Annotated in this window: 18 protein-coding genes; 6 read left to right on the forward strand and 12 right to left on the reverse strand. The window is 38.3% G+C overall.

All coding sequences use genetic code 11. The annotated features are described in order from the left end of the window. Positions 1–2 precede the first annotated feature (2 nt). Positions 3–638: a DotU family type IV/VI secretion system protein gene (locus tag A37Q_RS15850; RefSeq protein WP_018299597.1), complete on the reverse strand. Its 636-nt coding sequence runs from the start codon at positions 636–638 to the stop codon at positions 3–5. 346 nt (positions 639–984) lie between these two features. Between A37Q_RS15850 and aroE the strand changes: the two genes are divergently transcribed. Both aroE and A37Q_RS0107155 read left to right on the forward strand, forming a co-directional pair. After that, a complete protein-coding gene (gene aroE / locus A37Q_RS0107150) occupies positions 985–1,794 on the forward strand; it encodes a shikimate dehydrogenase (RefSeq protein WP_018299598.1) in 810 nt (269 codons plus the stop codon). A 149-nt stretch (positions 1,795–1,943) separates the two neighbouring features. After that, positions 1,944–2,243, forward strand: a complete 300-nt coding sequence (locus tag A37Q_RS0107155) for a hypothetical protein (protein ID WP_018299599.1) — start codon at positions 1,944–1,946, stop codon at positions 2,241–2,243. Here A37Q_RS0107155 and hrpA read toward each other — a convergent pair. From hrpA to A37Q_RS0107170, 3 genes are all read right to left on the reverse strand, one after another. Continuing rightward, a complete protein-coding gene (gene hrpA / locus A37Q_RS14885) occupies positions 2,218–6,084 on the reverse strand; it encodes an ATP-dependent RNA helicase HrpA (RefSeq protein ID WP_018299600.1) in 3,867 nt (1,288 codons plus the stop codon). The two genes, A37Q_RS0107155 and hrpA, sit on opposite strands and share 26 nt — an antisense overlap. A 52-nt stretch (positions 6,085–6,136) precedes the next feature. Further along, entirely contained in the window at positions 6,137–6,682 is a 546-nt protein-coding gene (locus A37Q_RS0107165) for a DOMON domain-containing protein (protein ID WP_018299601.1), read from the reverse strand. Positions 6,683–6,770: 88 nt separating this feature from the next. Next, on the reverse strand, positions 6,771–7,487 hold the full coding sequence (locus A37Q_RS0107170) for a hypothetical protein (protein WP_018299602.1): 717 nt from the start codon (positions 7,485–7,487) through the stop codon (positions 6,771–6,773). Between the two features lie 546 nt (positions 7,488–8,033). Between A37Q_RS0107170 and A37Q_RS14890 the strand changes: the two genes are divergently transcribed. Continuing rightward, positions 8,034–9,515 (forward strand): APC family permease, encoded by a 1,482-nt coding sequence (locus A37Q_RS14890; protein WP_018299603.1) that lies wholly within the window; start codon positions 8,034–8,036, stop codon positions 9,513–9,515. Here A37Q_RS14890 and A37Q_RS0107180 read toward each other — a convergent pair. After that, positions 9,499–11,271, reverse strand: a complete 1,773-nt coding sequence (locus tag A37Q_RS0107180) for a M4 family metallopeptidase (RefSeq protein WP_018299604.1) — start codon at positions 11,269–11,271, stop codon at positions 9,499–9,501. The two genes, A37Q_RS14890 and A37Q_RS0107180, sit on opposite strands and share 17 nt — an antisense overlap. Before the next feature lie 311 nt (positions 11,272–11,582). Between A37Q_RS0107180 and A37Q_RS0107190 the strand changes: the two genes are divergently transcribed. Beyond that, positions 11,583–12,761, forward strand: a complete 1,179-nt coding sequence (locus A37Q_RS0107190) for a mandelate racemase/muconate lactonizing enzyme family protein (RefSeq protein ID WP_018299606.1) — start codon at positions 11,583–11,585, stop codon at positions 12,759–12,761. A 33-nt stretch (positions 12,762–12,794) separates the two neighbouring features. Here the strand turns inward: A37Q_RS0107190 and A37Q_RS0107195 are convergent, their stop codons facing one another. Further along, positions 12,795–13,868, reverse strand: coding sequence for a PrpF domain-containing protein (locus A37Q_RS0107195; protein WP_018299607.1), 1,074 nt, complete (start codon positions 13,866–13,868; stop codon positions 12,795–12,797). A 112-nt stretch (positions 13,869–13,980) separates the two neighbouring features. Between A37Q_RS0107195 and A37Q_RS0107200 the strand changes: the two genes are divergently transcribed. After that, positions 13,981–14,874 carry a LysR family transcriptional regulator gene (locus A37Q_RS0107200; RefSeq protein WP_018299608.1) on the forward strand — a complete coding sequence of 298 codons (894 nt, stop codon included), beginning with the start codon at positions 13,981–13,983 and terminating at the stop codon, positions 14,872–14,874. A 28-nt stretch (positions 14,875–14,902) separates the two neighbouring features. Here the strand turns inward: A37Q_RS0107200 and A37Q_RS0107205 are convergent, their stop codons facing one another. Genes A37Q_RS0107205 through A37Q_RS0107220 form a run of 4 tightly spaced genes read right to left on the reverse strand, consistent with a single transcriptional unit; the run spans position 14,903 to position 20,085 of the window. Continuing rightward, complete coding sequence (locus A37Q_RS0107205; protein WP_018299609.1) at positions 14,903–16,714, reverse strand: monovalent cation:proton antiporter-2 (CPA2) family protein; 1,812 nt, start codon at positions 16,712–16,714, stop codon at positions 14,903–14,905. A gap of 29 nt (positions 16,715–16,743) precedes the next feature. Then, entirely contained in the window at positions 16,744–18,141 is a 1,398-nt protein-coding gene (fumC, locus tag A37Q_RS0107210) for a class II fumarate hydratase (protein WP_018299610.1), read from the reverse strand. A gap of 35 nt (positions 18,142–18,176) precedes the next feature. Next, positions 18,177–19,223 carry an L-rhamnose/proton symporter RhaT gene (locus A37Q_RS0107215; protein ID WP_018299611.1) on the reverse strand — a complete coding sequence of 349 codons (1,047 nt, stop codon included), beginning with the start codon at positions 19,221–19,223 and terminating at the stop codon, positions 18,177–18,179. A 55-nt stretch (positions 19,224–19,278) separates the two neighbouring features. Further along, positions 19,279–20,085 carry a putative hydro-lyase gene (locus tag A37Q_RS0107220; RefSeq protein WP_018299612.1) on the reverse strand — a complete coding sequence of 269 codons (807 nt, stop codon included), beginning with the start codon at positions 20,083–20,085 and terminating at the stop codon, positions 19,279–19,281. Between the two features lie 184 nt (positions 20,086–20,269). Here A37Q_RS0107220 and A37Q_RS0107225 point away from each other — a divergent pair, with 184 nt between their 5' ends. Then, a complete protein-coding gene (locus tag A37Q_RS0107225) occupies positions 20,270–21,517 on the forward strand; it encodes an MFS transporter (protein WP_018299613.1) in 1,248 nt (415 codons plus the stop codon). Positions 21,518–21,539: 22 nt separating this feature from the next. Here A37Q_RS0107225 and A37Q_RS0107230 read toward each other — a convergent pair whose 3' ends face one another. Further along, positions 21,540–22,193 carry a LysR substrate-binding domain-containing protein gene (locus A37Q_RS0107230; protein ID WP_018299614.1) on the reverse strand — a complete coding sequence of 218 codons (654 nt, stop codon included), beginning with the start codon at positions 22,191–22,193 and terminating at the stop codon, positions 21,540–21,542. After that, positions 22,175–22,434 (reverse strand): IS1 family transposase (locus A37Q_RS16105; RefSeq protein WP_018299615.1); only part of this gene is annotated, 260 nt, incomplete at its 5' end. The genes A37Q_RS16105 and A37Q_RS0107230, both read right to left, overlap by 19 nt.

Genomic DNA, 22,434 nt, shown 5'->3' on the forward strand with positions numbered 1-22,434 from the left:
CTTTAGGTTAATAGATAAATACCAAGTGGCAGCAAAATAGCCACTGCAATAATTGTGCCAATCGTTGTTCTTATTTTTTTATCATTCATTTTATAAACAGTTTTTTGCACTTTATTGTTTGTCATATCAAGTGTATTGCCATTCATATCCGCCAAGATTTCCTTTAGGCTTGTAACATATTGATGACGTTCATTATGGTTTGGGTTGTGATAGTACTTACCTAAAAATCCATCTTGCAGCACAATCAATAATACTTCATAGCAAATTTTTGGATAAATCTTATTTGAAATCACATCATCTAAAATTTCAAACACATACTCACCACCATCTGAGCGCTGAAAAAACTCAATTTGTAAATCATGCCAAGTTAACGTACTTGAGCACTCGCTCAACATTAGTTTACAGCGCTCATCAATGTTTGAAATAATCGGAAACAAAATATAGTTGGTGATTTTTTTACTATAGCAACTTGAAAGCTCGTTTTGCGTAAAAAGTAGCTTCGATCTCGTGGTTTCTCGATAATTCAAAAGTGCACTCTCACAGGCATCCTCTGTTTTTTGTAAAAACTCCTGTTTAAGCTCTCTAACTGAGAGTATAAGCTGTGTTAACTCAGTTAATAAATGAAGTTCACTTGGCATAATTTCTCCTTTTAAACTCATACCTTGAGCTATTTCCATTATTGCCATATCTAAGTCTGTAGCTGCTTAAATATGTCCTCGTCTTCCCCTATCTCAACATCAATCACAAATAGACTATGATTGACATATTAGCATGCTATTTCGCTTGTGCCTTTTAAATTACGGCGCACACTCAATAATCACAATATTGCCTAAAAATTATCTCATTTTGTCCTTAATTATGTCAAACTTTTCTGGTGAAAATATCAACTTTTAATGTCGGAAAGTGGATATCAGTGTACGTTTATTTCTAAGGATAGTGGTATACTAAAGCAACAGATCGACCTTACATGAGGTGTTATTTGATATGTCAAACGCCCACAGCACAGAGAACAAAGACAAATACTATGTCATTGGCTACCCAGTTAAACACAGCCTATCACCAAAGATCCATACTGAATTTGCCAACAAAACCAAACAAAATATGCAATATGAAGCAATGGAAATATGCCCTGACAATCTGGAGGCAACTTTAAATCTATTGCGCCTTGATCCAGAAATAAAAGGACTAAGTGTGACCTTGCCCTTTAAAGAAAAGCTATATCAGTATTGTGACAAGCTAGAGCCATTGGCACAAAATGCCAAGGCCGTCAGCAATGTCATCATTAATGATAAGCGTGAGTTTATTGGGCTTAACCTTGATGGGCTTGGTCTTGTTAATGATATTAAAGAGAATTTAGGAACAAGTTTTGAAGGAAAATCTATTTTAATCATTGGTGCAGGAGGCGCCGCTAAAGGAATATTGGGCGCGATTGTCAATGAAAAACCAAAGCATATAACCATTGCCAATCGAACCTTTTCAAGAGCCTTGTCTCTTATCAATGAAATTGAAGACAAGGACATCACTATCGCAGCGAGTGAACTTGACAGCATTTATGGCAGCTTTGATATCATCATCAATGCAACATCTGCTAGTGTAAATGGAGAAAATCTACCTGTAACAAGCTCTCACTTCACTCAAGGCGCGCTTGGTTATGATTTAATGTATGCACCTGATGGCACTGTGTTTACAAAGTGGTGCGATCAGCATAAAATCAGGTCATCCGATGGAACAGGCATGTTAATGGAACTTAGCAAGATTGCCTTCACACGCTGGCGAGGCATCACACCACAATAATATAAAAATCTCATAAAATCGCTTAAACTGTCATTAAATTACAGGAAAAATGGTTTATAATAGTGATGGATTTAACGCGCAACCGGAAGTTGGAGAGAGGGTTGCAAATATAGCTGTATTTGCTGCAGCTGAAAAAAGGAGTATGCAAAATGTTAGGCAAAACATTTTTATTAACGTTCGACTGGGTTGTTAATCGGTTAAGTAGCTTTAATCAATCACAAAATAAAGATAAAAAAATGCTCCACCGCCTACGCTATATTTTTAAACTCGCCGCTGCCCGCGGCTACAAGACGGGTGTTGAATTCTTCAAACGCCTATGTCATATGAGTTTAACCACTGAACAAATTCGAAAATCAACAAAAAAACTCGCTACATTTGTCAGCCCAGAGGAAATGAAACTACTTATTTCCTCTGACGAAAAAATCACAGTGAAAGAATCTGCTTTTTAACTCTTGTTTCAGAAACAGGCATTATTGTTTTTATCTCCTGTGCATATCGTGCAATCCAAAGCTCATGAAACTGCCAACGAATTTCAATAACCCGAGCATCGGTTGGCTCAATATTTTTATCACTTTGCACTTTATTTAGTAGCGAGAGAAGTGCTTCAGACTCAATGCAAAAGCTGCGATCTTGTTTTAAATTTCTCGGTGCTTTTTCTAGGCGCTTCTGTAAAGATTGAATATAAAAAGGGATACGCGCTAAGTATTTAACTGGCGTTTTTTCTATAAAATCAGGATAAACAAGCTCACTTAATAACTCCCTTAGTGATTGATAAAGTGGAATCAAATCAAGTGGAATGCTTTTACGGCTAAGCTGCTTATTCAAGCCTTGAAAAGACTGCATAATTGTAAAGAGGGTTTTCGAGAGCGCCACTATTGTATCGACAAGCTTGCCTTTCCCCTCATTAAGAACATCTTGAAAGCTTTCCTTATTGCGAATATTCACATAACTATCAAGTGAAAAAGCAATATCATAACTTTTTTTAAGCAGTGTGTTTTGCCAGTTCGCATCTTTAATGATGGCAAAAAAGAGATTCAATGATTTTGCATCAAAGATACTATCTCGCAAAAGCTTATGCATCGATTTTAACTGACACATTAATAAAACTCTTACCCCTTCTAGATGAAAATGATTCGCCTCAGCTGAAGAAGGTTTATAACCAATACTCACGCCTTCATCATCCTCATTAATAAGACAAGGATAAACCGTCACATCAATACCATGCTGCTGGATTTTTTGTTGCTTTTCAAGTATGCCAAAGTCCCAACTTTGATAGAGCTTTTTATCTTCTTGTATGTTAGATGAGTCCTCTAATGATATTTTCTCAGGTTGAATTTGTGCTTTAAGCGCATAAAAATCACGCGAGCTCTGTAGTACTTTTTTTGAATTATCAATAATTTCATAACGCATCTGAAGATGTCTCTCAAACACACTATCATCCCAAATACTTTGGTCAAACTTAATACCCGTCATTTTCACCAATGCCTTTGCAACCACTTCCTTTAGTGATTTTGAGCGATCTTTATCTATCACTTCCAACACGGCCTTTGCATAATGAGGCGCAGGAACACAAGCCTTTCGGATGGATTTTGGCAGCGCCTTAATAAGGGCAATGATCTTTTCTTCTAAAAGCCCAGGAACCAGCCATTCAAAATATAACGGATTTATTCTATTCACCAAGATAGCTGGGATTTTCACACTAACGCCATCTTGTTCATCGGTTGGATCAAAGTGATAAAAAAGCGGTAATTGAAACTCGCCAACACAGAGCGTATCTGGGTATAGTGTATCTGTAACATTATCAGCATCATGCTGCATCAACATGGATTTTTCAAAGATAAGCGCCTCTTTTTCTTTGGCGGACAATCCTTTATACCAGCTTTCAAAATCGACGCCTTTTGCTATACCCTCGGGAATAAGTTTATCGTAATAGCTAAATAAGGTTTCATCATCTATCACAATATCTCGCTTTCTTGCACGGTGCTCCAAATCCTCAACTTCTGATAATAAGGCCAGATTTTTCTTAAAAAATAGCGCTTTTGTTTGAAACTCACCATAAACAAGTGCATGTCGAATAAATAACTCACGAGAGATAACAGGCTCAATATCTGAATAGTCAACTGCGCGATTTGTGACAATATCAAGCCCATATAAACTAATTCTAAGCTTTGCCATCACCGCCTTTTTCTTTTGACTCCAATACGGCTCACTATAGTGTTTTTTTGTCAAATGCGCGGCTAAATGCTCCAGCCACTTCGGATCAATCTTAGCCACCATTCTCGCATAAAGCTTACTTGTTTCCATCAGCTCCGCCGACACAATCCATTTCGGTGTTTTTTTAAACTGGGATGAGCCTGGAAACAAATGAAACTTAACACCTCTTGCGCCTAAATATTCTTTTGGTTCATAGTTAAAGCCAATATGTCCAAGCAAACCACATAAAAGTGCTTGATGAATATAAGCATAACTTCCCTCAGATTCACTTATCTGCCAACGATTTGCTTTTGCCAATGTTAAAAGCTGCGCATAGACTTCTTGCCATTCTCTAATTCTCAGCTGAGATAAAAAATGCCTTTTACAATACTCTTTTTTTAAGCGATTTGTCAGTGGTTTCAACTCGCTCTCAACTCTATTCCAAAGCTGAATAATCCCCATGAAATCAGAACTGTCATGATAATCTTGCTTGTGCGCCTCATCTGATTTTTGCTGGAAGTTTAAAGGTCGCTCTCGTGGATCTTGAATGCTTAAAAAGCTGACAATAATAAGCACTTCTCTAAGCACATTCAGTTTCACCCCTTCACATAACATTCTGGCAAATCGTGGATCAAGTGGAAACTTTGCCACTTCACGCCCAATCGGTGTGATTTTAATATGATGCTGTTTTGTATGCTCATAAATGGCGCCAATTTCATGCAGTAATCGATAGCCATCTTTAACAAAACGTGGATCGGGTTTATCGATAAAGGGAAATTTATCGATACTACCAAGCTTTAAACTTTCCATTTGCAAAATTACTGAGGCTAGGTTTGTTCTTAATATTTCAGGATCTGTAAAAGGTGCTCTTGATAAAAAGTCCTCTTCAGAATATAGTCTAATACAGATTCCATTAGCAACACGTCCTGAACGTCCCGCCCTTTGATTTGCACTGGCTTGAGAGATTGGCTCAATGGGTAATCTTTGCACCTTTGTACGATAGCTATAGCGCGAGATTCTAACCTCGCCAGCATCAATGACATAACGAATGCCAGGCACAGTTAATGATGTCTCAGCTATATTAGTTGACAGTATAATTCGCCTCACACCTCCCTTTGGGTGGAAAATTTTATCTTGATCAGATGTAGAAAGTCTTGCAAACAAAGGCAAGATTTCGCTATGACGTAAATTCGCCTTTGTTAGATAGTCCCGCGTTTCATGAATGTCTCGCTCTGTTGCCAAAAACACCAAAACATCGCCTGATTTTTCCTTTGCCAACCGATCAAGTGCTTTGAGCACTTTCTCAGGCCCACTTAGCTCGCTATCAATTTCTTCTTGATAGATGATCTCAACTGGATAACTTCTGCCAGAAACTTCAATGCAAGGGGCATTAAAATGCTGGGAAAATCGTGCCTGATCAATTGTGGCTGAGGTAATAATCACTTTTAAATCTGGGCGTTTTTTAACAATAGAAGCCAAATGCCCGAGCAAAAAATCAATGTTCAAACTTCGCTCATGCGCCTCATCAATAATAATCACTTCATACTGAGAGAGGTACTTATCTTCACGAATTTCTGCAAGCAAGATTCCATCTGTCATTACCTTAAGATAGGTGTTTTGATTTGTTTTATCATTGAATCGAATCTTAAAGCCCACTCCTTCACCTAAAGGCATCTTTGTCTCTTCTGACAGGCGCCGTGCAATTGCTCTTGCTGCCAGTCTTCTTGGTTGTGTATGCGCAATTAAACCCTTAGCACCAAACCCAAGGTCAAGACAAATTTTAGGCAGCTGCGTTGATTTTCCAGAGCCTGTCTCACCTGCAACAATCACAACTTGATGCTCAGATAGTGCTAGTTTAATGTCATCTAAACGCTCACACACTGGTAAATCAGGATAGCTAATACTTGGCAGATTTTTTCTTCTTAGGCTTGTCTTTTCCCTTGAATGGGCAATTTTTTCCATCAATGTGTCATTATTAAGCGCATTATCATCTTGTGTTTTTTGCGCGTTTTGCAAACGACGATAATAGCTTATAAGCCTGCCTCTATCTTGACATTGAACATCAGAAAGTAGTTTTTTAAGTGAGAAATTTGACATATTTGATAATAACTTTTTTAAATTTTTGAAGGAATAAAAATAGTGAAGTTACTTAGACTGGTAACATAAAAGGGTCTATATTGATATGCGTTGCAAAGCCATGATGGCTGGTGCGATTTTTTGCATTATTCTTACCATAGGCAAGAATCACTGACAATGATTTTCCTTTTTTAAAGCTAAAGCCTTCTTTTATTTTCGAATGAATAGGAAGAGTGAATACCAACGTTGTCCACCCATCTTTAAACGTGCCTGAAACCAGTTTCACATCTGGATTTTTAACTTGAGAGTGACTAAAGGTTCCAGAGCCATACTCTTGAGAAATATGCGCCTTACCTTTTGCATCAACATAGCCCATTACAATACGTGCATCTCTCATGGCATATTTTGCACCAAAGCCAATGCCTACCCAGCCACTTGTCTTCGCTGAGACATGAAACAAAATCCGATCAGAACCCGCTTTCTGATAACTAAAATAAATTGTCTTCAAATGCACCGAGCACACTTTATCTGTGCACTTCTCAATAGGTTTTGTACTGGCAAAGCCAAACGTAACAGACAACATCATTATTGAAAAAACACTAAAAAGCCACTTTCTCATCATAAACACCTCTGGTTGATACTATGCACAACCGATTATACAAAATTGCTGTCAACTTGAATATGGTGCCTGTGAACAATGTCACTATTTATACTGGGTTTCTTAATGCAATATTAAAATCATCACCCGCCTTTGTGCGAGAGACGCCCATTACAACCGGGTTAAACTTTAGTGACTCACGGTATAGCTGTCTTAATTCTTGTTGGAATTGAATTTCGTCCCAGTGGTGCTCAAAATGTGTTGCCGTAATATTACCACAAGAGGCATGGAATATTTGCAAATAACGCAACAACCATGCTTTACTATTAGGGTAATCAACCCACACATCGCCTTTTTGTACATCTATAAAAAAGAAACGCTTCGTTTGTGGCTTAACATAGCTAGCCACTACATGACGCCCCATAACTGGATGCGTATAACTTAGGACTGTCACACCCTCTGAAGCACAAATAAGAGCCGACACTCCCTCTGCTTCACTTTGGTCAAAAGCATATTCAAATAGATGATTGGCACGAGGCTTCATACCACAACTCATCAAAAGCCCTCTTAGAGATTGTCCACGATAACGTATTGCTTCTTGTACAGTTGCAATATCCTGACTTTCTCGTGACATTTGCTGATTAGTATATAACGCATCCCGACTCAAGTAATGACGTATCCAAAATAAACTAGAAGCCGAACATACGCCACTTTTTGCAATCGCACTATCACCAAAATATGTATTAAGGTCATCACTACCAATAGCCTGAGAAAACTGACGATAATACTCACCATCATATCGCCGCGCATCATCAAATAACCCCATAAATATATCCTTATAATTAAGTTGCTGCATCCAAACAATCTAAGCATATAAAGTTATTAGAAAAAATAATAAATTTTACGTTAGATAAAAACCTTCACAGGCTTGATATTTTAATACAGCGTTCGCTTATTACGCCAAAATCAATTTGGCACTCTTGTTTTAAAAACAACCAAATTACACCAGCATATATTAAACAGTAACGATGCTATAAATCAACAAAAATATTCAATTTTTGATTGATTTTTAACCTTTTCTTTCCGTGGAAAAATAACCATTGGCAGATGAGCGCCAGCTTAACATTTCATGTTTATTTTATCATTCTCGTATATTTACAAACAATTTAGTGACACAGGCGCAAGAATCCTTTATGATTATTTCCCTATTTGAGGGTTCAGTATGCAAATCAAGCTATAACTTGTTGTTTTTTTACCTTAAATTCACACTCGCTCATCTACGTGATGGATTTACAAAAATGGGCGTGTACAACAAGAATGAATATATCTAATGCTAGTTTGAATGAGCACTGTACAATTACAAGGGGAAATAATGCACAAGATTAATTTATTGAGTGCGACACTGATTGGCGTAACCTGCATGATTGGATCAGGCTGGTTATTTGCGCCCATGATCGCAGCAAAACTTGCAGGGAATTATGCTTTTCTTGCTTGGATCATCTCAGCACTTTTTATTATGCTAATCGCTTTTTGTTTTACACATGGATTTATTAAATACCCCGTTCGAGGCATTACTGCCAAAATATGCTCTTTGACACATAATAGATCATTTGGACTGCCTTTTGCGTTTGTGAACTGGTTTGGAATTATTGCCTGCGTTGCAACAGAAGCTCAAGCCTCTACACAATATCTATCGTTTTATTTAGGCAACCACTTTGCCGTAAATGGCACACTGACACTATATGGAAAGGCTGTTGGCATTGTTCTATTACTACTATTTTTACTTGTTAACTACTATGGCATTAAGTTTATGTCACGCATCAACAACATCGTGACCATATTAAAAATCGCCACCCCTTTTATTGTTATGATTGCACTGGTTATCGCGAGTTTTACACTTGGCAACTTCCATCTACCACAGAGCACACCACAATATGGCATTTCCTCCTCTATCTTTGCAATGATTGGCGCGGGGATGATTTATTCATTTAATGGCTTTCAAACGATTGGTGCCTTTGCCAGCGAACTTAAAAACCCCAAAAGAACCATCCCTTTAGCACTTTTTCTTTCTGTATCAGTGACACTTGTTTTTTATTTAATTCTACAATTTACATTTATGAGTGCAATACCTGCCAGTTACTTAGCAGCACAAGGATGGCTTGGGCTTCACTTTAATGCACCAATGATTGATTTGGCAGGCATTTTAGGCCTTCATCTTATGTCAATCATTTTAATTTTAAACTCAGTGATTGCCCCTTCTGCAACTGGTTATACTTACCTTGGCGCATCCTCTCGTATGCTAGTTGGTATGGCACAAGTTAGACAAGCACCAAAATTTCTGGATAATATCTCTCCAACGAGAGGATTTTCAAAGCCTTCGATGCTGATCAACCTGATTATTGCGGTTTTCTTCTTTTTAAACTCCTCTGGCTGGGCAACACTTATGGTTGTTGTTACGGTTTTTAATGTGATTTCTTATATGTCAGGTCCCATTAGTATGGCCGCCTTGAGAAAAAATTTTATGCTTGGTTGGATCGCTTTTATTCTTATTTGCTTATTGTTAAATACCGCCACACGGGACGGCATTTTCATCTCGAATGTTGCGCTGAGTTTCGTTGCGATCATGTTTCTTTTAAGCTCTCTAAAAGATAGATTGTTTAAACAGATTATTATTCTTTTGCCTTTTTATATTCTTATGTGGGGCAATTATCTATTTCATGAAATCTATATCACCATTGTCCTTGGCAGCTTGTTTTACTTCTTTGCAACCAGCAAATGGTTTATCAATTACTGCCAAGAGAGTGAAAATACAGGCTCCAATGCTTATGTAAAGCGAGCTAACACTGCGCTGTAGAAACCCCAACTTTTTTAAATACTTTTTTGACATCTTGTTGAGAATAACCCAGATCTTCAGTTGCCTTAATAACATCACATGCAGCATAATCCATTGTGATATTAGGCGTCCAATAAGCTAAATTTGCCTGCACCATAACAGCAAATGCCTCTTTAACTCCCTCAGCATAGGCATTTGAGAGCATATTATTTGGATTTTTCTCCTGATGGCTTTTACCCCATTTAACCGATAACAAATAAAATGCCTTGTTATAAATACCACTGGCTTTATGTACAATGTAACTTTGCTGGCGGGATAAATCCGTTGGATACGCTTTTTTTGCTGCCACTACAACATCATCATAGGTGATTTTGCATTTTTCACCAGCAATCGCTTTATCATAGCAATCTGCTGAACCACCATCTTTAGAAGGTTTATTCATATAACGAAGTGCATCATGCTTCTTGCCTTTTGTGATCGTTTCACCCAAGCCCCAGCCAATTTTACCTGACTTATCATACGGGTAGAGTTTTTGGTATGCCGCTTCATCTAAGTTAAGCAAATACGCACGAACTGCCTGACCTGACATATCTGAAAAGGCTTCATTTAAAGCACCTGACTCATTGGCATAAACAAGACTTGAGTTTTGCTCTGTAAAACCATGACTTACCTCATGCCCTGCAACATCTAAAGAGACAAGTGGGTAGAAACGATCTTTACCATCTCCAAAAGTCATATTTTCACCATTCCAAAATGCATTTTCATATTCCTGACCATAATGCACCCGCATGATAAGCTGCATTGGTTTCTGCGTTTGACTATCAAACAAGGCATCCAAGTTATACCAGTTTTTATACATATCAATAATCAGCTCACCAAAGTAGTAAGCATCGTTTAAAGATGAATATGAACCATTAACATACTCACCATAGTTTTGACGGCATAGATAGCGATAAGCTGATGTTTTATATTCGCTGTAATTCTGTTCCAGGTTCACCGCACGCACACGCGGATTATTCATGGTGCAAATAATGCCCTCCCTTGCAACATCAAGATAAGGCATTCCCCCTTCACCATAAAAATACTGCTTTACCTTCTCATTTCCCCCAGGGCCACGATCTTCAAAGTATTGCAAATTATTCCAATAGTTGATCACGCTGCCAGTTTTAGCATCAACATAATAACGCATTTTCTGTGGCGCTTGACTGACATGGCTTGCACTAAAGCTAACAAGATAAGCCAGTCTATCTGCCTTCTTATCAGATATAATTTGCAGTTTTGCAAGCGGGGCGTTTTCTTTGCTGTCATCAATCACATAACCATTTGCCGTCCTTTGGTAGTTGCTGATTGCTTCTTTAATCGCATCTTCCTTGCTAATATTCGCTGTTGTATCCACATTTAAATTGCGAACAATAATACCATTCACCTTTGTGCTTGCATTATTTAATGCCAACATCTGCGTATTTCCAGAGGCATTATTGACAGCTTCAGTAACAATCACCTCAGCACCTGCCACCTCAATGCCTTTATAATATTGTTGCATCCGTTGATAACGAATATTGCCTTTTTCTCTGTGTGTAGTTGGTTTGAGCATATTCTCTTTTACTACACTGTCACTACTTAACATCTGATAGTTATTCGCTCTACTATTTTCAATTGTAAATTCTGCTAGTTTGGAAACATTCGCATTATTAAAACGCTCAAGTTCACCACCATACAGCGCGGAGGAACATAAAACAGCTACAGCTGATAGCATCATTACTTTTTTAGTTATCATGGATCTTCCCTTCTCTTTTATTTCTCTGTTATGTCGTTTGACTATTGATACCAATATGCATATTGGCAATCCATTAAAACTAAAAACAAGCGATAAGAAAAACAAAGGCAATATACAATGTCTTAAAATGGATGTTTTTTGTCTTTATTTGCATATTTCACCTGCATAAAACAAGGTTGATCAGAATTCAGCATTTTACAATTTGGTTTTTATGCATAAATTTGATGCATGGAAGTAATTTCCTTGCCATCTACTTTGCACCTTGGCTATAGTGGCTATAAGAAAAGCTATATCTCAAGGTTTCAGCACTAATGAAAGTAACTAAAATTGAAGTTTTCGACATCCATTGCCCAAAACGACCGGCATGGACTCCTGTTTTTGTTCGAATTTTTACAGATGAAGGGATACATGGCACAGGTGAGGCAGGCCTAGCCTATGATCTTGGTCATTCTGCTGTTGCCAATATGATTAAGGAGTTTTCACAGGAAATGATCATTGGCATTGATCCTTTTAATAGTGAAGATATCTGGAACCGCATGCTAAGAGAAAGCTTCTGGGGACTGGGAGGAGGTCCTGTTATTTATGCTGCAATGAGTGCGATTGACACAGCCTTATGGGATATTAAAGGCAAAGCACTTGGTTTGCCTGTATATAAACTATTAGGCGGCAAAACTAATAAAAAACTTCGCACCTATGCAAGTCAGCTACAGTTTGACTGGGATTGCTATGAGCGAAAAACGCTCTTTAAACCAGAGGATTATGCCAAAGCAACCGAAAAAGCAGTTGCTGAGGGCTATGATGCTGTGAAAGTTGACCCGATGATGTTTGATCATAAAGGCGATACGATTTATGACTGTACACTGCCATTTCGTAGAAATCATTTACATCTGATTCGTGAACGACTACAAGCAATTCGTGATGCTCTGGGTGATAATGGAGATATTATTTTTGAGTGTCATTCTCTGCCGGGGTTAACTTCAGCACTTCAGCTAGGTGAAATTGCTCAAGACTTTAATTGCCTTTATTTTGAAGAGCCTGTTAATTACTTAAATAGTAAATTACATCACCCACTTAAAGATAAACTCACTGTTCCCATCGCTGCCGGAGAAAGGTTGTATCTTCGACACGGGGTAAGAGAGTATATTGAGTCACAAACTATTGATATCTTACAACCAGATATCGGCCTTTGTGGTGGTCTGACTGAAGCGAAGAAAATATGTGATTATGCTGATATGTATGATGTTAAAATTCAAGCGCATGTTTGTGGCGGTCCTGTGGCAACCGCTGCGAGCCTCCACTTGGAAACGGCCATTCCAAACTTTATCATCCACGAACATCATACCTATGCGCTTAAAGACTTTAATCGTGAACTTTGCATTGAAGATCCTCAGCCTAAAGATGGTTACTTTGAAGTTTCTGAGAAACCCGGCATCGGCATTGAGCTAGATGACAAGGTTGTTAAGCGTTCGAACTATGTTACCATTCAGTAAATGTTAAATAGCTAGCCCTCTTTAATACTGCATTTAGCAATAATACACCTCTCCTTTAGCAAGCAATCTTGCTGTTCTTTTATAAGTGCACTCAGCGACATCTAATGGAGAGTCATGCCCTGTGATATCAATTTCCACCTCCCCTTGTGCATGCCCAATATAGACTTCTTTAGTATGATCATCAGCATCAAACTGCTTATTACTTTGAGCACAAATTGTCCCTTTAGAGACAACAGCACTAGCAAGTGCCATTGCAGCTGTCATCGCCATTGCCGGATGAATCTGTCTTGCTGTTGGATTACTCCAGTAGCGTGCATAAATACTCTGATTTTTCGCTCTTGGTGCACTGACAAGCGCAATTCTTGGAAATGTCTGACAGGGATGTGTGATGTGCATTTTTTTTGCGCATTTTAATCTAAATGCTTCTATAGCACGATTGAGCTCAATATCTTCTTCCAATGCTTCATTACTTTGCTCATCACTAATATTAAAATCACATGCTCTAGCAATTACTAATGCACGTCCACAATCGATTAATGTCACAGGAATACCATCAACGATATCCAACATCTTGCCTGATGGAAAAATGGCTTCGGTTTGAGAGGCGCTTGGGTGCAAAAAAGAGATTTTTATAACAGAACCCGTAGACCCTACCCCATCAATATGATAATCCCCTTCATATAGCACCTTCCCATCCTTGCAAGGCACGATTATCTCTTTAACTGAATCCGTCGCAGGGCTATACACCCTTACTTTTGTTTCATCCTCTTTGGCATCAATCAAATGTGCCTCTATTGCACAACATGCTGCCGCTGTTGTCATATTGCCACAATCACTACTGGTATCGACCTCATTTGATAACACAGCAACTTGGCCAAAGATATACTCAATGTCTGCATCATTACGATTAGAAAGCGATAAAATCCCAATTTTGCTTGCATTAGATACACCGCCACCAATACCATCCACTTGGTATGGGTGAGGACTGCCCATTATTTTTCTAAGCACTTCATCACACTTTTCTTTTGAACTTGGTAAATCTTTTTTAAAGAAAAATGGACCTTTAGAAGTACCGCCACGATATAAATAATAAGGAATACTTTTCATGATAATCACCTCTATCTTTTGCTGAGATAGCTTTATCATATCGCACTGATATTGATTAATAAATTTTCAAATTCTATACTTAAGATTAAGAAAAATTTAATCAAGCTTGAAAATGAACTACCCTCCAATGAAAACCTTACCTGTATTTATCACCGCAGCAGAAAGTGAAAGCTTTTTAATTGCATCTCAAAAACACTATCTCACTTTACCTGCTATCAGCCAGCAAATAAAAGCATTAGAGCAAGATCTAAATTGTCAGTTGTTTATCAGAGGGAATAATACGGTTAAGCTTACCACGAAAGGCAAGCTGTTCTTAGATGCAATAAAGCCGGCTATGAGCGCAATTTCTGATGCTAAAAGAGAGCTTTCTCAATTTCAAACCCACACCATGACAATCAGCGTATTAAATTCAATTTCAACTTTTTGTTTAATTCCCTATTTGGGGGAGTTTTATGCTAAAAACCCACACACCGATGTTCGCCTTTCAACCAACTGGTCTTTGCCACCCACGCAACAGCATGAAGTTGATTTCATTATCGGTTATGGTCAAAAATCCAACTGGCCAAATAACAAGGTGGAGTTTTTATGTAACGATCAGCTCATTGCTGTTGGGCATGCTGATATTGTTGCTGAGCATGATTTAACAACCTTACTACAAACCTATAAGCCATTAATGGTTGATGGCATCTACTTTCGCCAATCAGACTGGAAGACATGGAGTGATTTTCATAATATCACCATGCCTCAAAAAGAGCATTTCACACAATTTGGAAACTCTGTGCAAGCAATTCACGCTTGTCTTAATAAAGTCGGTGTGCTTATCACCCACGAGCTATTTGTTCGCGATATGATTAACAATAACCAATTAAAAGCCATTGGTAAGCCAATGAAAAATGAAAACTGGGATTATTTCCTTATCCATCAAAATAACAATCCCTCAACAGAGATGGAGAACTTAGCTTACTGGTTAAAAAAACGTATTTGTGAGAACCCTCACCGACGCTAAATCCAATACAAAAGAACATGACATCATTTTACTCTTTAGGGTTTTGATCTTCAGATTTTTCAGTTTGCATCAGCTGTGATAAGGTGTCTGAATTTGCAGTTAACTGATTGATATACACCTTACTTTCACCACTTTTCAACCATAGTGTTTTTAACTTCTCCAACGTTTTTTGATCATGCTCTTTAAAAATACTGACTTTCTCAAACGCTGATTCTTTGCTATCTCCAAGCTTTATTAATACTTCTTCGGCTGCTTTGGCAGCAGACTCAAATGTCTCACGAATAACATAATTCGCCCCCGCTTCTTCTAGCTCATAAACATGGTGGCGATTGGTTGCTCTGGCAATAATTTGAATACGTGAGCTGTGACGGCGAATCAAATGTACAAGCGCTGTTTGAGCTTCTTGATCATTGGTTGCCGCCACAAATACCTCAGCGCTCTCAATACCCGCGGCAAGCAACATCTCTGGGTTTAATGCATTACCATAGTAGGCTCTGTTACCATATCTTCTAAAGGTATTAATCATATTGCTGTCATAATCTAAAATAACCGATTCATATTTGTTCGCCCTTAGCACCCGCGCGACAATTTGCCCAAAGCGGCCTGCTCCGGCAATAATGACTTTTCCTTGATGGGCAATACTATCTTCAGGTGCATTATTTCTCCCCTGATAATGTGGCAAAATAACCTTTTCATACATTAAAAATAATATTGAAGTAATGATCATTGATAAAATAACCACCAAAGTAATTATCTCTGAAACTCCCATGGTTAATACAGAAAGACTAACGGCAAAACTTAGAAGCACAAATGCAAACTCACCACCTTGTGTCAAAGACAGGCTAAAGAGCCAAAAATCAGCCCCTTTAAGCCGAAAAATTTTAGCCAGCAGCATCAATACCACCATTTTAATTAGCATTAATACGATCACATAGAGTATGATATGCTGCCAATGTGCTTGTAGCACACTAAAGTGAATACTGGTGCCAATTGAGATGAAAAACACCCCCATTAACAAACCCTTGAAAGAGGATATTTGGCTTTCAATCTCGTGACGATACTCACTGCCTGAGAGAATCACACCTGCAATAAATGCACCAAGCGCAGCAGAGAGCCCAATACTTTCCATCATTAATGCTACACCAATAATTAACAGTAATACGAGTGCTGTAAAAATCTCTGCAAGCCTCGTCTGGGCAATATAGCGAAATACATAACGCATGATGTATTTCCCAATAAGCACCATTAAACAGATAATCACAAAGATAATCAGTGCTTGAATGCCAGCTGGAAAATGTGATAACCAGCTTTGATGCTGAGTATTAATCACCTGATCTCCGACCACCAAAATGGGTAATATTGAGAAAATAGGAATAACTGCTATATCTTGCGCGATAAGTACCGAGAGTATAGATTGGCCAGCCTTGGTATTCATTTGCTTTATCTCTTGCAGAGACTGAAGCACAATTGCCGTTGAGGATAGCGCTAAAACCATCCCGACAGCCAAGGCACTTTGCCAAGTAAATTGTAATAGAAATACCATTAAAACAGTGAGAATCAATGCACTTATCAGCACTTGCATTGTACCAAGCCCGAGCAGCTGATAACGCATCTGCCAAATGCTTTTTGGCCTTAACTCAAGGCCAATTAAAAACATCATCATCACCACACCAAACTCTGCAATATGCTGTATGGTTAATGCTTCAGAGCCAATAAGACCAAAAAGTGGGCCAAGAAGAACCCCCGCAATTAAGTAGCCTAGAACTGAACCTAGCTTTAATCGTTTAGCAATCGGTACAGTAATCAATGCAAATAAGAGATATAAAGCAATCTGAGTCAATGTTTACCCCTTCCAGTTTAATATTTTTCTTATACCCTACCACCTTTCGCCATTTTGTAGGGATCAAGCGCTGCTTTAAATTCTGCATCAGAGAGATATTTAAAATGATTATTGGCATCTGTTAATGTCAAATCATTATCCGCAGCATAATGCGCCATTTTAGATGCTTTATCATAACCAATAAGTGGACTGAGCGCAGTAACAAGCATTAATGATTCATGTAAATATTGATCGATTTTTTTCTTATTAGGTGTTGCCCCTTCTAGTAAGAACTTAGTGAAGTTGATACAACTATCAGAGATGCAGCGAACAGACTGAATGATATTAAAGATCATCATCGGCTTATAGACGTTCATCTCTAGATAGCCTGCGCTTCCTGCAATCGAAACCGCCATATCATAGCCCATAACTTGTGCAGCTACCATTGCCATTGCTTCACATTGTGTTGGGTTTACTTTTCCCGGCATAATAGACGAACCTGGCTCATTCTCAGGAATCAATAGCTCATGAAAGCCCGCTCTTGGACCACAACTTAAAAGACGAATATCGTTGGCAATTTTAAAGAGTGACACCGCCAGGGTTTTTATCTCTCCCATCATTGCAACTAATGCATCATGTGATCCTTGCACTTCAAATTTATTTTCCGCTGACACAAAGGGTAACCCTGTTAATTTGGCGATGTGTTCGGCAGCTTTCTCTGAAAAGCCAGAGGGGGCATTTAACCCTGTTCCCACCGCTGTGCCACCAATAGCAAGCTCATAAACATCATGAAGTGCATGCTCTATTCTCGAGATATCTTTTTTCAATAGTGCAGCATAACCTGAGAACTCTTGCCCTAAGGTTAATGGAACTGCATCTTGCATATGCGTGCGCCCAATTTTGACAATATCATCCCAATCTTTTGCCTTTTTTGCCAAGTCTTTATGCATCATTTTAACAGCAGGCAATAGTTTCGTTTTCACTTCATACGCGGTTGCAATATACATTGCAGTTGGAAAGGTGTCATTGGAGGATTGCGACATATTGACATCATCATTTGGATGAATAGGCTTTTTACTCCCTAAAACACCGCCTGCCATCTCAATCGCTACATTTGAAATGACTTCATTTACATTCATATTCGACTGCGTCCCACTGCCTGTCATCCAAACATGAAGTGGAAATTCAGATTTTAGCTTTCCATCAATCACCTCATCTGCCGCTTTTACGATTAAGTCTTTTTTCTCATCAGATAAAATGCCAAGCTCATTATTCGCAAGCGCTGCCGCTTTTTTTAAGATTCCCATAGCTTTAATAACTTCATGAGGAATCAAATCCTCCCCAATGGAAAAATGAATAATAGAGCGTTCAGTTTGCGCGCCCCAATATTTACTGTTATCTACCTCAATAGAGCCCATACTATCTGTTTCAATTCGCATGCTGGCCATTCTGATTTCTCCTTTATATTAAAAACCCACACTTACTATATTGATGAAAAGCTAAAAAAGACTTCCGCTATAATAAATATCACCAGTGATACAATTAGCATCATAGCACTTAACTTACTGGCACCACGCCACTCTCCTTGCAACCATCCCCAAAAATTAGACGTCAAGATGATGAAAATCATAAACGTTGGCCATGCTATCGTATTGGTATATACTCCAGCATAACGCGTAGAAAGACCATATGAAATCAATGCTAAGAAAAACAAAAGCCCCATGATTAATGTGTAAAAATAACTCATTCCAGTATTGATTTTCTTCCGCTTTGATTTATCTTCATCCACAATATCCATTTGCTTTATATTACGATAACAAAAGTATATAAAAAACGGGATAAACATCCCTATACACATAATAAACCAAGGAATACTAATCGGCGAAATGACTGTACTATAGCTTGTGTTTGCAACACTTTTTGTTATATCTGAAATACCAAGACTAAAGCTAATGCCTTCAACAGCAGAAGCCACCCCTGCTAAAAGCGCAAAGATAATGCCAATAAAGTACGCACCTTTTTTATGAATAATTCGACCAGTATGTTTAATATCTTGTGCTTGTTTCTCACGCTCGCGCAGTTTCCCTGAAATAATCGAGAAAAGCATGCCAATAATAAATAAGACAAGCCCAATCATCTGAAAAATAATAAACCTGCTCGATGCATCTTCCACTGAGAGTAAACCAAACAATGAAGCAAGCACCGTTCCTGTTCCAACATTAATAATAAAGCCAAGTGCGATGCCGATACGATGGAAACTTAAAATAAAAAATATCAGCCCTATACCATAAATCACACCACCAACAAACAATGTTAGTAAGCTTATAATAGGCGTGTTGGTTAACACATATAGAACATCAGATCCACTGAATACCGTGATTAACATTGGGACAAAAAAGAGGCCAAAAAAACACCATAAAAGCCAGATTTTTGCATGAGAAAAACTGTGAATATACTTACTTGGTGCGGTAAATGACCCATTAAAAACGCCTGCAATTAATGCAAAAACAACGGCAATAGACACACTCATTACATCTATCCTTTTGGCTTACGTACTAAAAAGTGTAGATCTTAATCTATAAGATTCAAGTGGCATCATCTTCGTTAAACACAGGCTTTTGGCGGTATTTTCCCTCTGGGATATCGGTGATGAACATATATCCTGGACTATGTGTGATTGCAATAGGTAATCGCGCATTAACTAGCGCAAGCTGTGGTGTTACGCCACAGCCCCAAAATACAGGCACCTCATGCTCTTTAATCTCAACCTTATCGCCAAAATCTGGTGCATTGATATCCATAATACCAATCTTTTCAGGTGAGCCTATATGCACAGGAGCACCATGCATTTTAGGATACATTGAGCTAATTTCAATCACCTTCTCTACCACATCTCTATCAAATGGGCGCATGCTCACAACCATATTGCCAGAAAATACACCTTTAGGCTTACACGCTATATTGGTTTTATACATCGATACATTACAACCAGAGTCAATATGACGTAAGGGCAAACCTGCATCCATCAGTGCGCTTTCAAATGTAAAGGAGCAACCAATTAAAAAACTAACAAAATCATGCTGCCAAATTTGGCTTATATCATTAAGCACTTTCTCTTGTAATACGCCTTGTTTGAAAATGCGATACTTTGCAAGATCGTAGCGAATATCACTATCTTTAGCGACGGATTTAGAAAAACGCACCTCTCCTGGCCTTGTGCTAGCAATCACCGGGCATGCTTGCGCATTTTGTTCACAAAACACCAAAAACTCCTCAGCATACTTTTGTGGCAGAATCACTACATTTGCCTGCACAAACCCCTGACAAAGACCTGCTGTTGGTTGAACAAGTTTACCTTGTTTCATTTTTTCTCTAAATTCAAATGGTGTCATTTTACCTCCAATAACTTACATCCCCAGCTAACAGCTTATTTAATTTCCTGCAAAAATAACAATTAAAACAAGCATTATTTCATCTACGATAATCAGGTTATTTAAAACTATTTAGGCAACTGCCCTTGGAATTTCAGTTAATTCATGTCAGGCTTACAAAGAAGTGTATTCAACTATAAGTAGCATGAGCAAGAATATAGCGGGCTTCGCTCGACTGTCATTTGGCAACATCATTGAGTGGTATGACTTCTCATTATATATCTACTTTGCGGTTTTCATTGCTAAAGACTTTTTCCCATCACATGACCCTTATGTCAGTTTACTATTAACCTTTGCCACTTTTTTCCTTGGCTCTATTGTAAGGCCACTTGGTGGGCTGGTCGTCGGTTTTTTTAGTGATCGTTACCACCCTAAAACCATGGTGAACTTCTGTGTTATTGCTATGGGGATTTCAACTTTTATTGTTGCCATTTTGCCTGATTATCACACGGTCGGCCTCTTAGCACCTATCTTACTTATCCTTTTGCGTATTGTGCAGGGTTTATCCGTTGGCGGCCAATTCCCTGGACTTATTTCATTATCAGTTAAAGATTATCATAGTGAAAAAGGCTTTGCCGTGGGTCTTGTTTTCTCTATCTCATCGCTTGGTTTTTTACTTGCCTCTATTGTTGGTTTTTTTGCCTCTAGTTATTTCTCACATCATGACACACAATTAATATGGCGTATTCCTTTTGCACTAAGTGGCCTTTTGTTTTTAGTGTATTTATTTCTTAACCGTAATGAAAACTACACTTTTTCAAAGAACAAAGATAAAAAGGCAAATATCTTTATCGCTCTTCTAAGGCAATACAAGGCTATCTTAGCGGTCACCTGTTTAACGACTATGGCAGCATCTTTATATTATGTTGTGTTTACCTATCTTGTTAGTTACCAAATTAGTGAATTGGGAGTCAATGAGCAATCTGCCTTTATGGTAAATAGTATCACCTTGCTAATCGCCTGCATTTTATATCCTATTTTTGGTTATTTTGCTGATTATATTGGTGCTAAACGGCTCTTTTATATTGCCGGCACGCTCTTATTTGTATTACTCATTCCACTTATTCATCTCATTCAAAGTGGCAATCCACTGTGGATTTTGCTCTCCATGCTCATATTCACCGTTTTTATGGCAGCCATTCAAGGGGCTATTTCTCCACTTTTTGCTGAAATATTTGAATCAGAGTGGCAAACAACGGGCTGTGCTTTTTCCTATAGCATCGGCAATGGCCTTGCAGGTGCAGCGCCTTTAGTCGCACTAACCTTTGTGCATATTCACCCTGTATATGGACTCAGCTTTTTTATGATGGGACTTTTATGCATTGGCGCTATTGGGCTTATTCTTGTCAAACATGTACAAAAAGAAGCCTTGCCTTACCCTGTGGCCCTCTAGCCTGTATACTGTTTGATGTGCATTACAAACATTGTTTGAAAAAATTATGGATCAGTGCCAACTTACGTGTGTCTGCTATAGGCTCTTTTGTGACCATAAAGATATCAAATTGCTGTGTTGTATAAGGTGTTAAGACTTCCACCAAATCTCCAGCTTCAAGCTGTTTTTTAACTGTAAATGACGGCAAATAGCAAAGACCTAAATCATTTTCAGCCATTTGTGCGATCAATGAAGAGGATGAACAGCGCTGTGTAATTCGAATGGGATAACTTTGATCTAACTGCCATGTTGATTGAAAATTATCAATATGATCAAGGCAATCATGCGATAAAAGCGCACTTGGGCAATCTAATTTTTGATGTTCTTTCAAATAGTTTTTTGAAGCACACACAACCTTTTTCCATGTGCCCACTTTTTTTGCATAAAAATCTCCCATGGGTAAGGCGCCACAGAAAATCACCGCATCAAAACTCTTCTCATAAAGATAAGGCAAATAGTTTCCAACGACCCAATTTAAATGAACTTTCTTCGGTAACTCACCCAGCGTATCATTAAGGATGTACTCAAGCAAACTATGCGGAATGCCTATTTTTAACTCACCAACAATATGATTTTTAGCATACAAAAGATCATTTTGGTAGTGTTTTACTTTGTCTTTTATATGTTTCTTCCCCATTCGACTCGGTTGATGTAAAGACCAATCACAGTATCATGCATAAACTCACTTTTTGAAAAACAAATGCTCTTTCTAGCAAGCCTTTTAATCCTTGTCCTAAAGGTTAGAAACTTACGCTCAATCTTTTGTGTATTTCGCTTCCCTATCTCATGATATCTCTCAGGAATATATTTCGTGTAGCTGCCCCAGTCATCACTGAAAAAGCACTTTACCTTAAAATGCTGTAATGTTTTAAGCAGCA

Source organism: Fangia hongkongensis FSC776 = DSM 21703, assembly GCF_000379445.1.
GTDB lineage: Bacteria > Pseudomonadota > Gammaproteobacteria > Francisellales > Francisellaceae > Fangia > Fangia hongkongensis.

What these genes read in the sequence shown, in the direction of transcription:
- A37Q_RS0107195 (WP_018299607.1), bottom strand. Translation starts at nt 13,868, where the DNA reads ATGAAAAGTATTCCTTATTATTTATATCGTGGCGGTACTTCTAAAGGT.
- A37Q_RS0107180 (WP_018299604.1), bottom strand. Translation starts at nt 11,271, where the DNA reads ATGATAACTAAAAAAGTAATGATGCTATCAGCTGTAGCTGTTTTATGT.
- A37Q_RS0107215 (WP_018299611.1), bottom strand. Translation starts at nt 19,223, where the DNA reads ATGAGTGTGTCTATTGCCGTTGTTTTTGCATTAATTGCAGGCGTTTTT.
- A37Q_RS0107155 (WP_018299599.1), top strand. Translation starts at nt 1,944, where the DNA reads ATGTTAGGCAAAACATTTTTATTAACGTTCGACTGGGTTGTTAATCGG.
- aroE (WP_018299598.1), top strand. Translation starts at nt 985, where the DNA reads ATGTCAAACGCCCACAGCACAGAGAACAAAGACAAATACTATGTCATT.
- fumC (WP_018299610.1), bottom strand. Translation starts at nt 18,141, where the DNA reads ATGGCCAGCATGCGAATTGAAACAGATAGTATGGGCTCTATTGAGGTA.
- A37Q_RS0107190 (WP_018299606.1), top strand. Translation starts at nt 11,583, where the DNA reads ATGAAAGTAACTAAAATTGAAGTTTTCGACATCCATTGCCCAAAACGA.
- A37Q_RS0107220 (WP_018299612.1), bottom strand. Translation starts at nt 20,085, where the DNA reads ATGACACCATTTGAATTTAGAGAAAAAATGAAACAAGGTAAACTTGTT.
- A37Q_RS0107230 (WP_018299614.1), bottom strand. Translation starts at nt 22,193, where the DNA reads ATGGGGAAGAAACATATAAAAGACAAAGTAAAACACTACCAAAATGAT.
- A37Q_RS15850 (WP_018299597.1), bottom strand. Translation starts at nt 638, where the DNA reads ATGCCAAGTGAACTTCATTTATTAACTGAGTTAACACAGCTTATACTC.
- A37Q_RS0107225 (WP_018299613.1), top strand. Translation starts at nt 20,270, where the DNA reads ATGAGCAAGAATATAGCGGGCTTCGCTCGACTGTCATTTGGCAACATC.
- A37Q_RS14890 (WP_018299603.1), top strand. Translation starts at nt 8,034, where the DNA reads ATGCACAAGATTAATTTATTGAGTGCGACACTGATTGGCGTAACCTGC.
- hrpA (WP_018299600.1), bottom strand. Translation starts at nt 6,084, where the DNA reads ATGTCAAATTTCTCACTTAAAAAACTACTTTCTGATGTTCAATGTCAA.
- A37Q_RS0107165 (WP_018299601.1), bottom strand. Translation starts at nt 6,682, where the DNA reads ATGAGAAAGTGGCTTTTTAGTGTTTTTTCAATAATGATGTTGTCTGTT.
- A37Q_RS0107200 (WP_018299608.1), top strand. Translation starts at nt 13,981, where the DNA reads ATGAACTACCCTCCAATGAAAACCTTACCTGTATTTATCACCGCAGCA.
- A37Q_RS0107170 (WP_018299602.1), bottom strand. Translation starts at nt 7,487, where the DNA reads ATGGGGTTATTTGATGATGCGCGGCGATATGATGGTGAGTATTATCGT.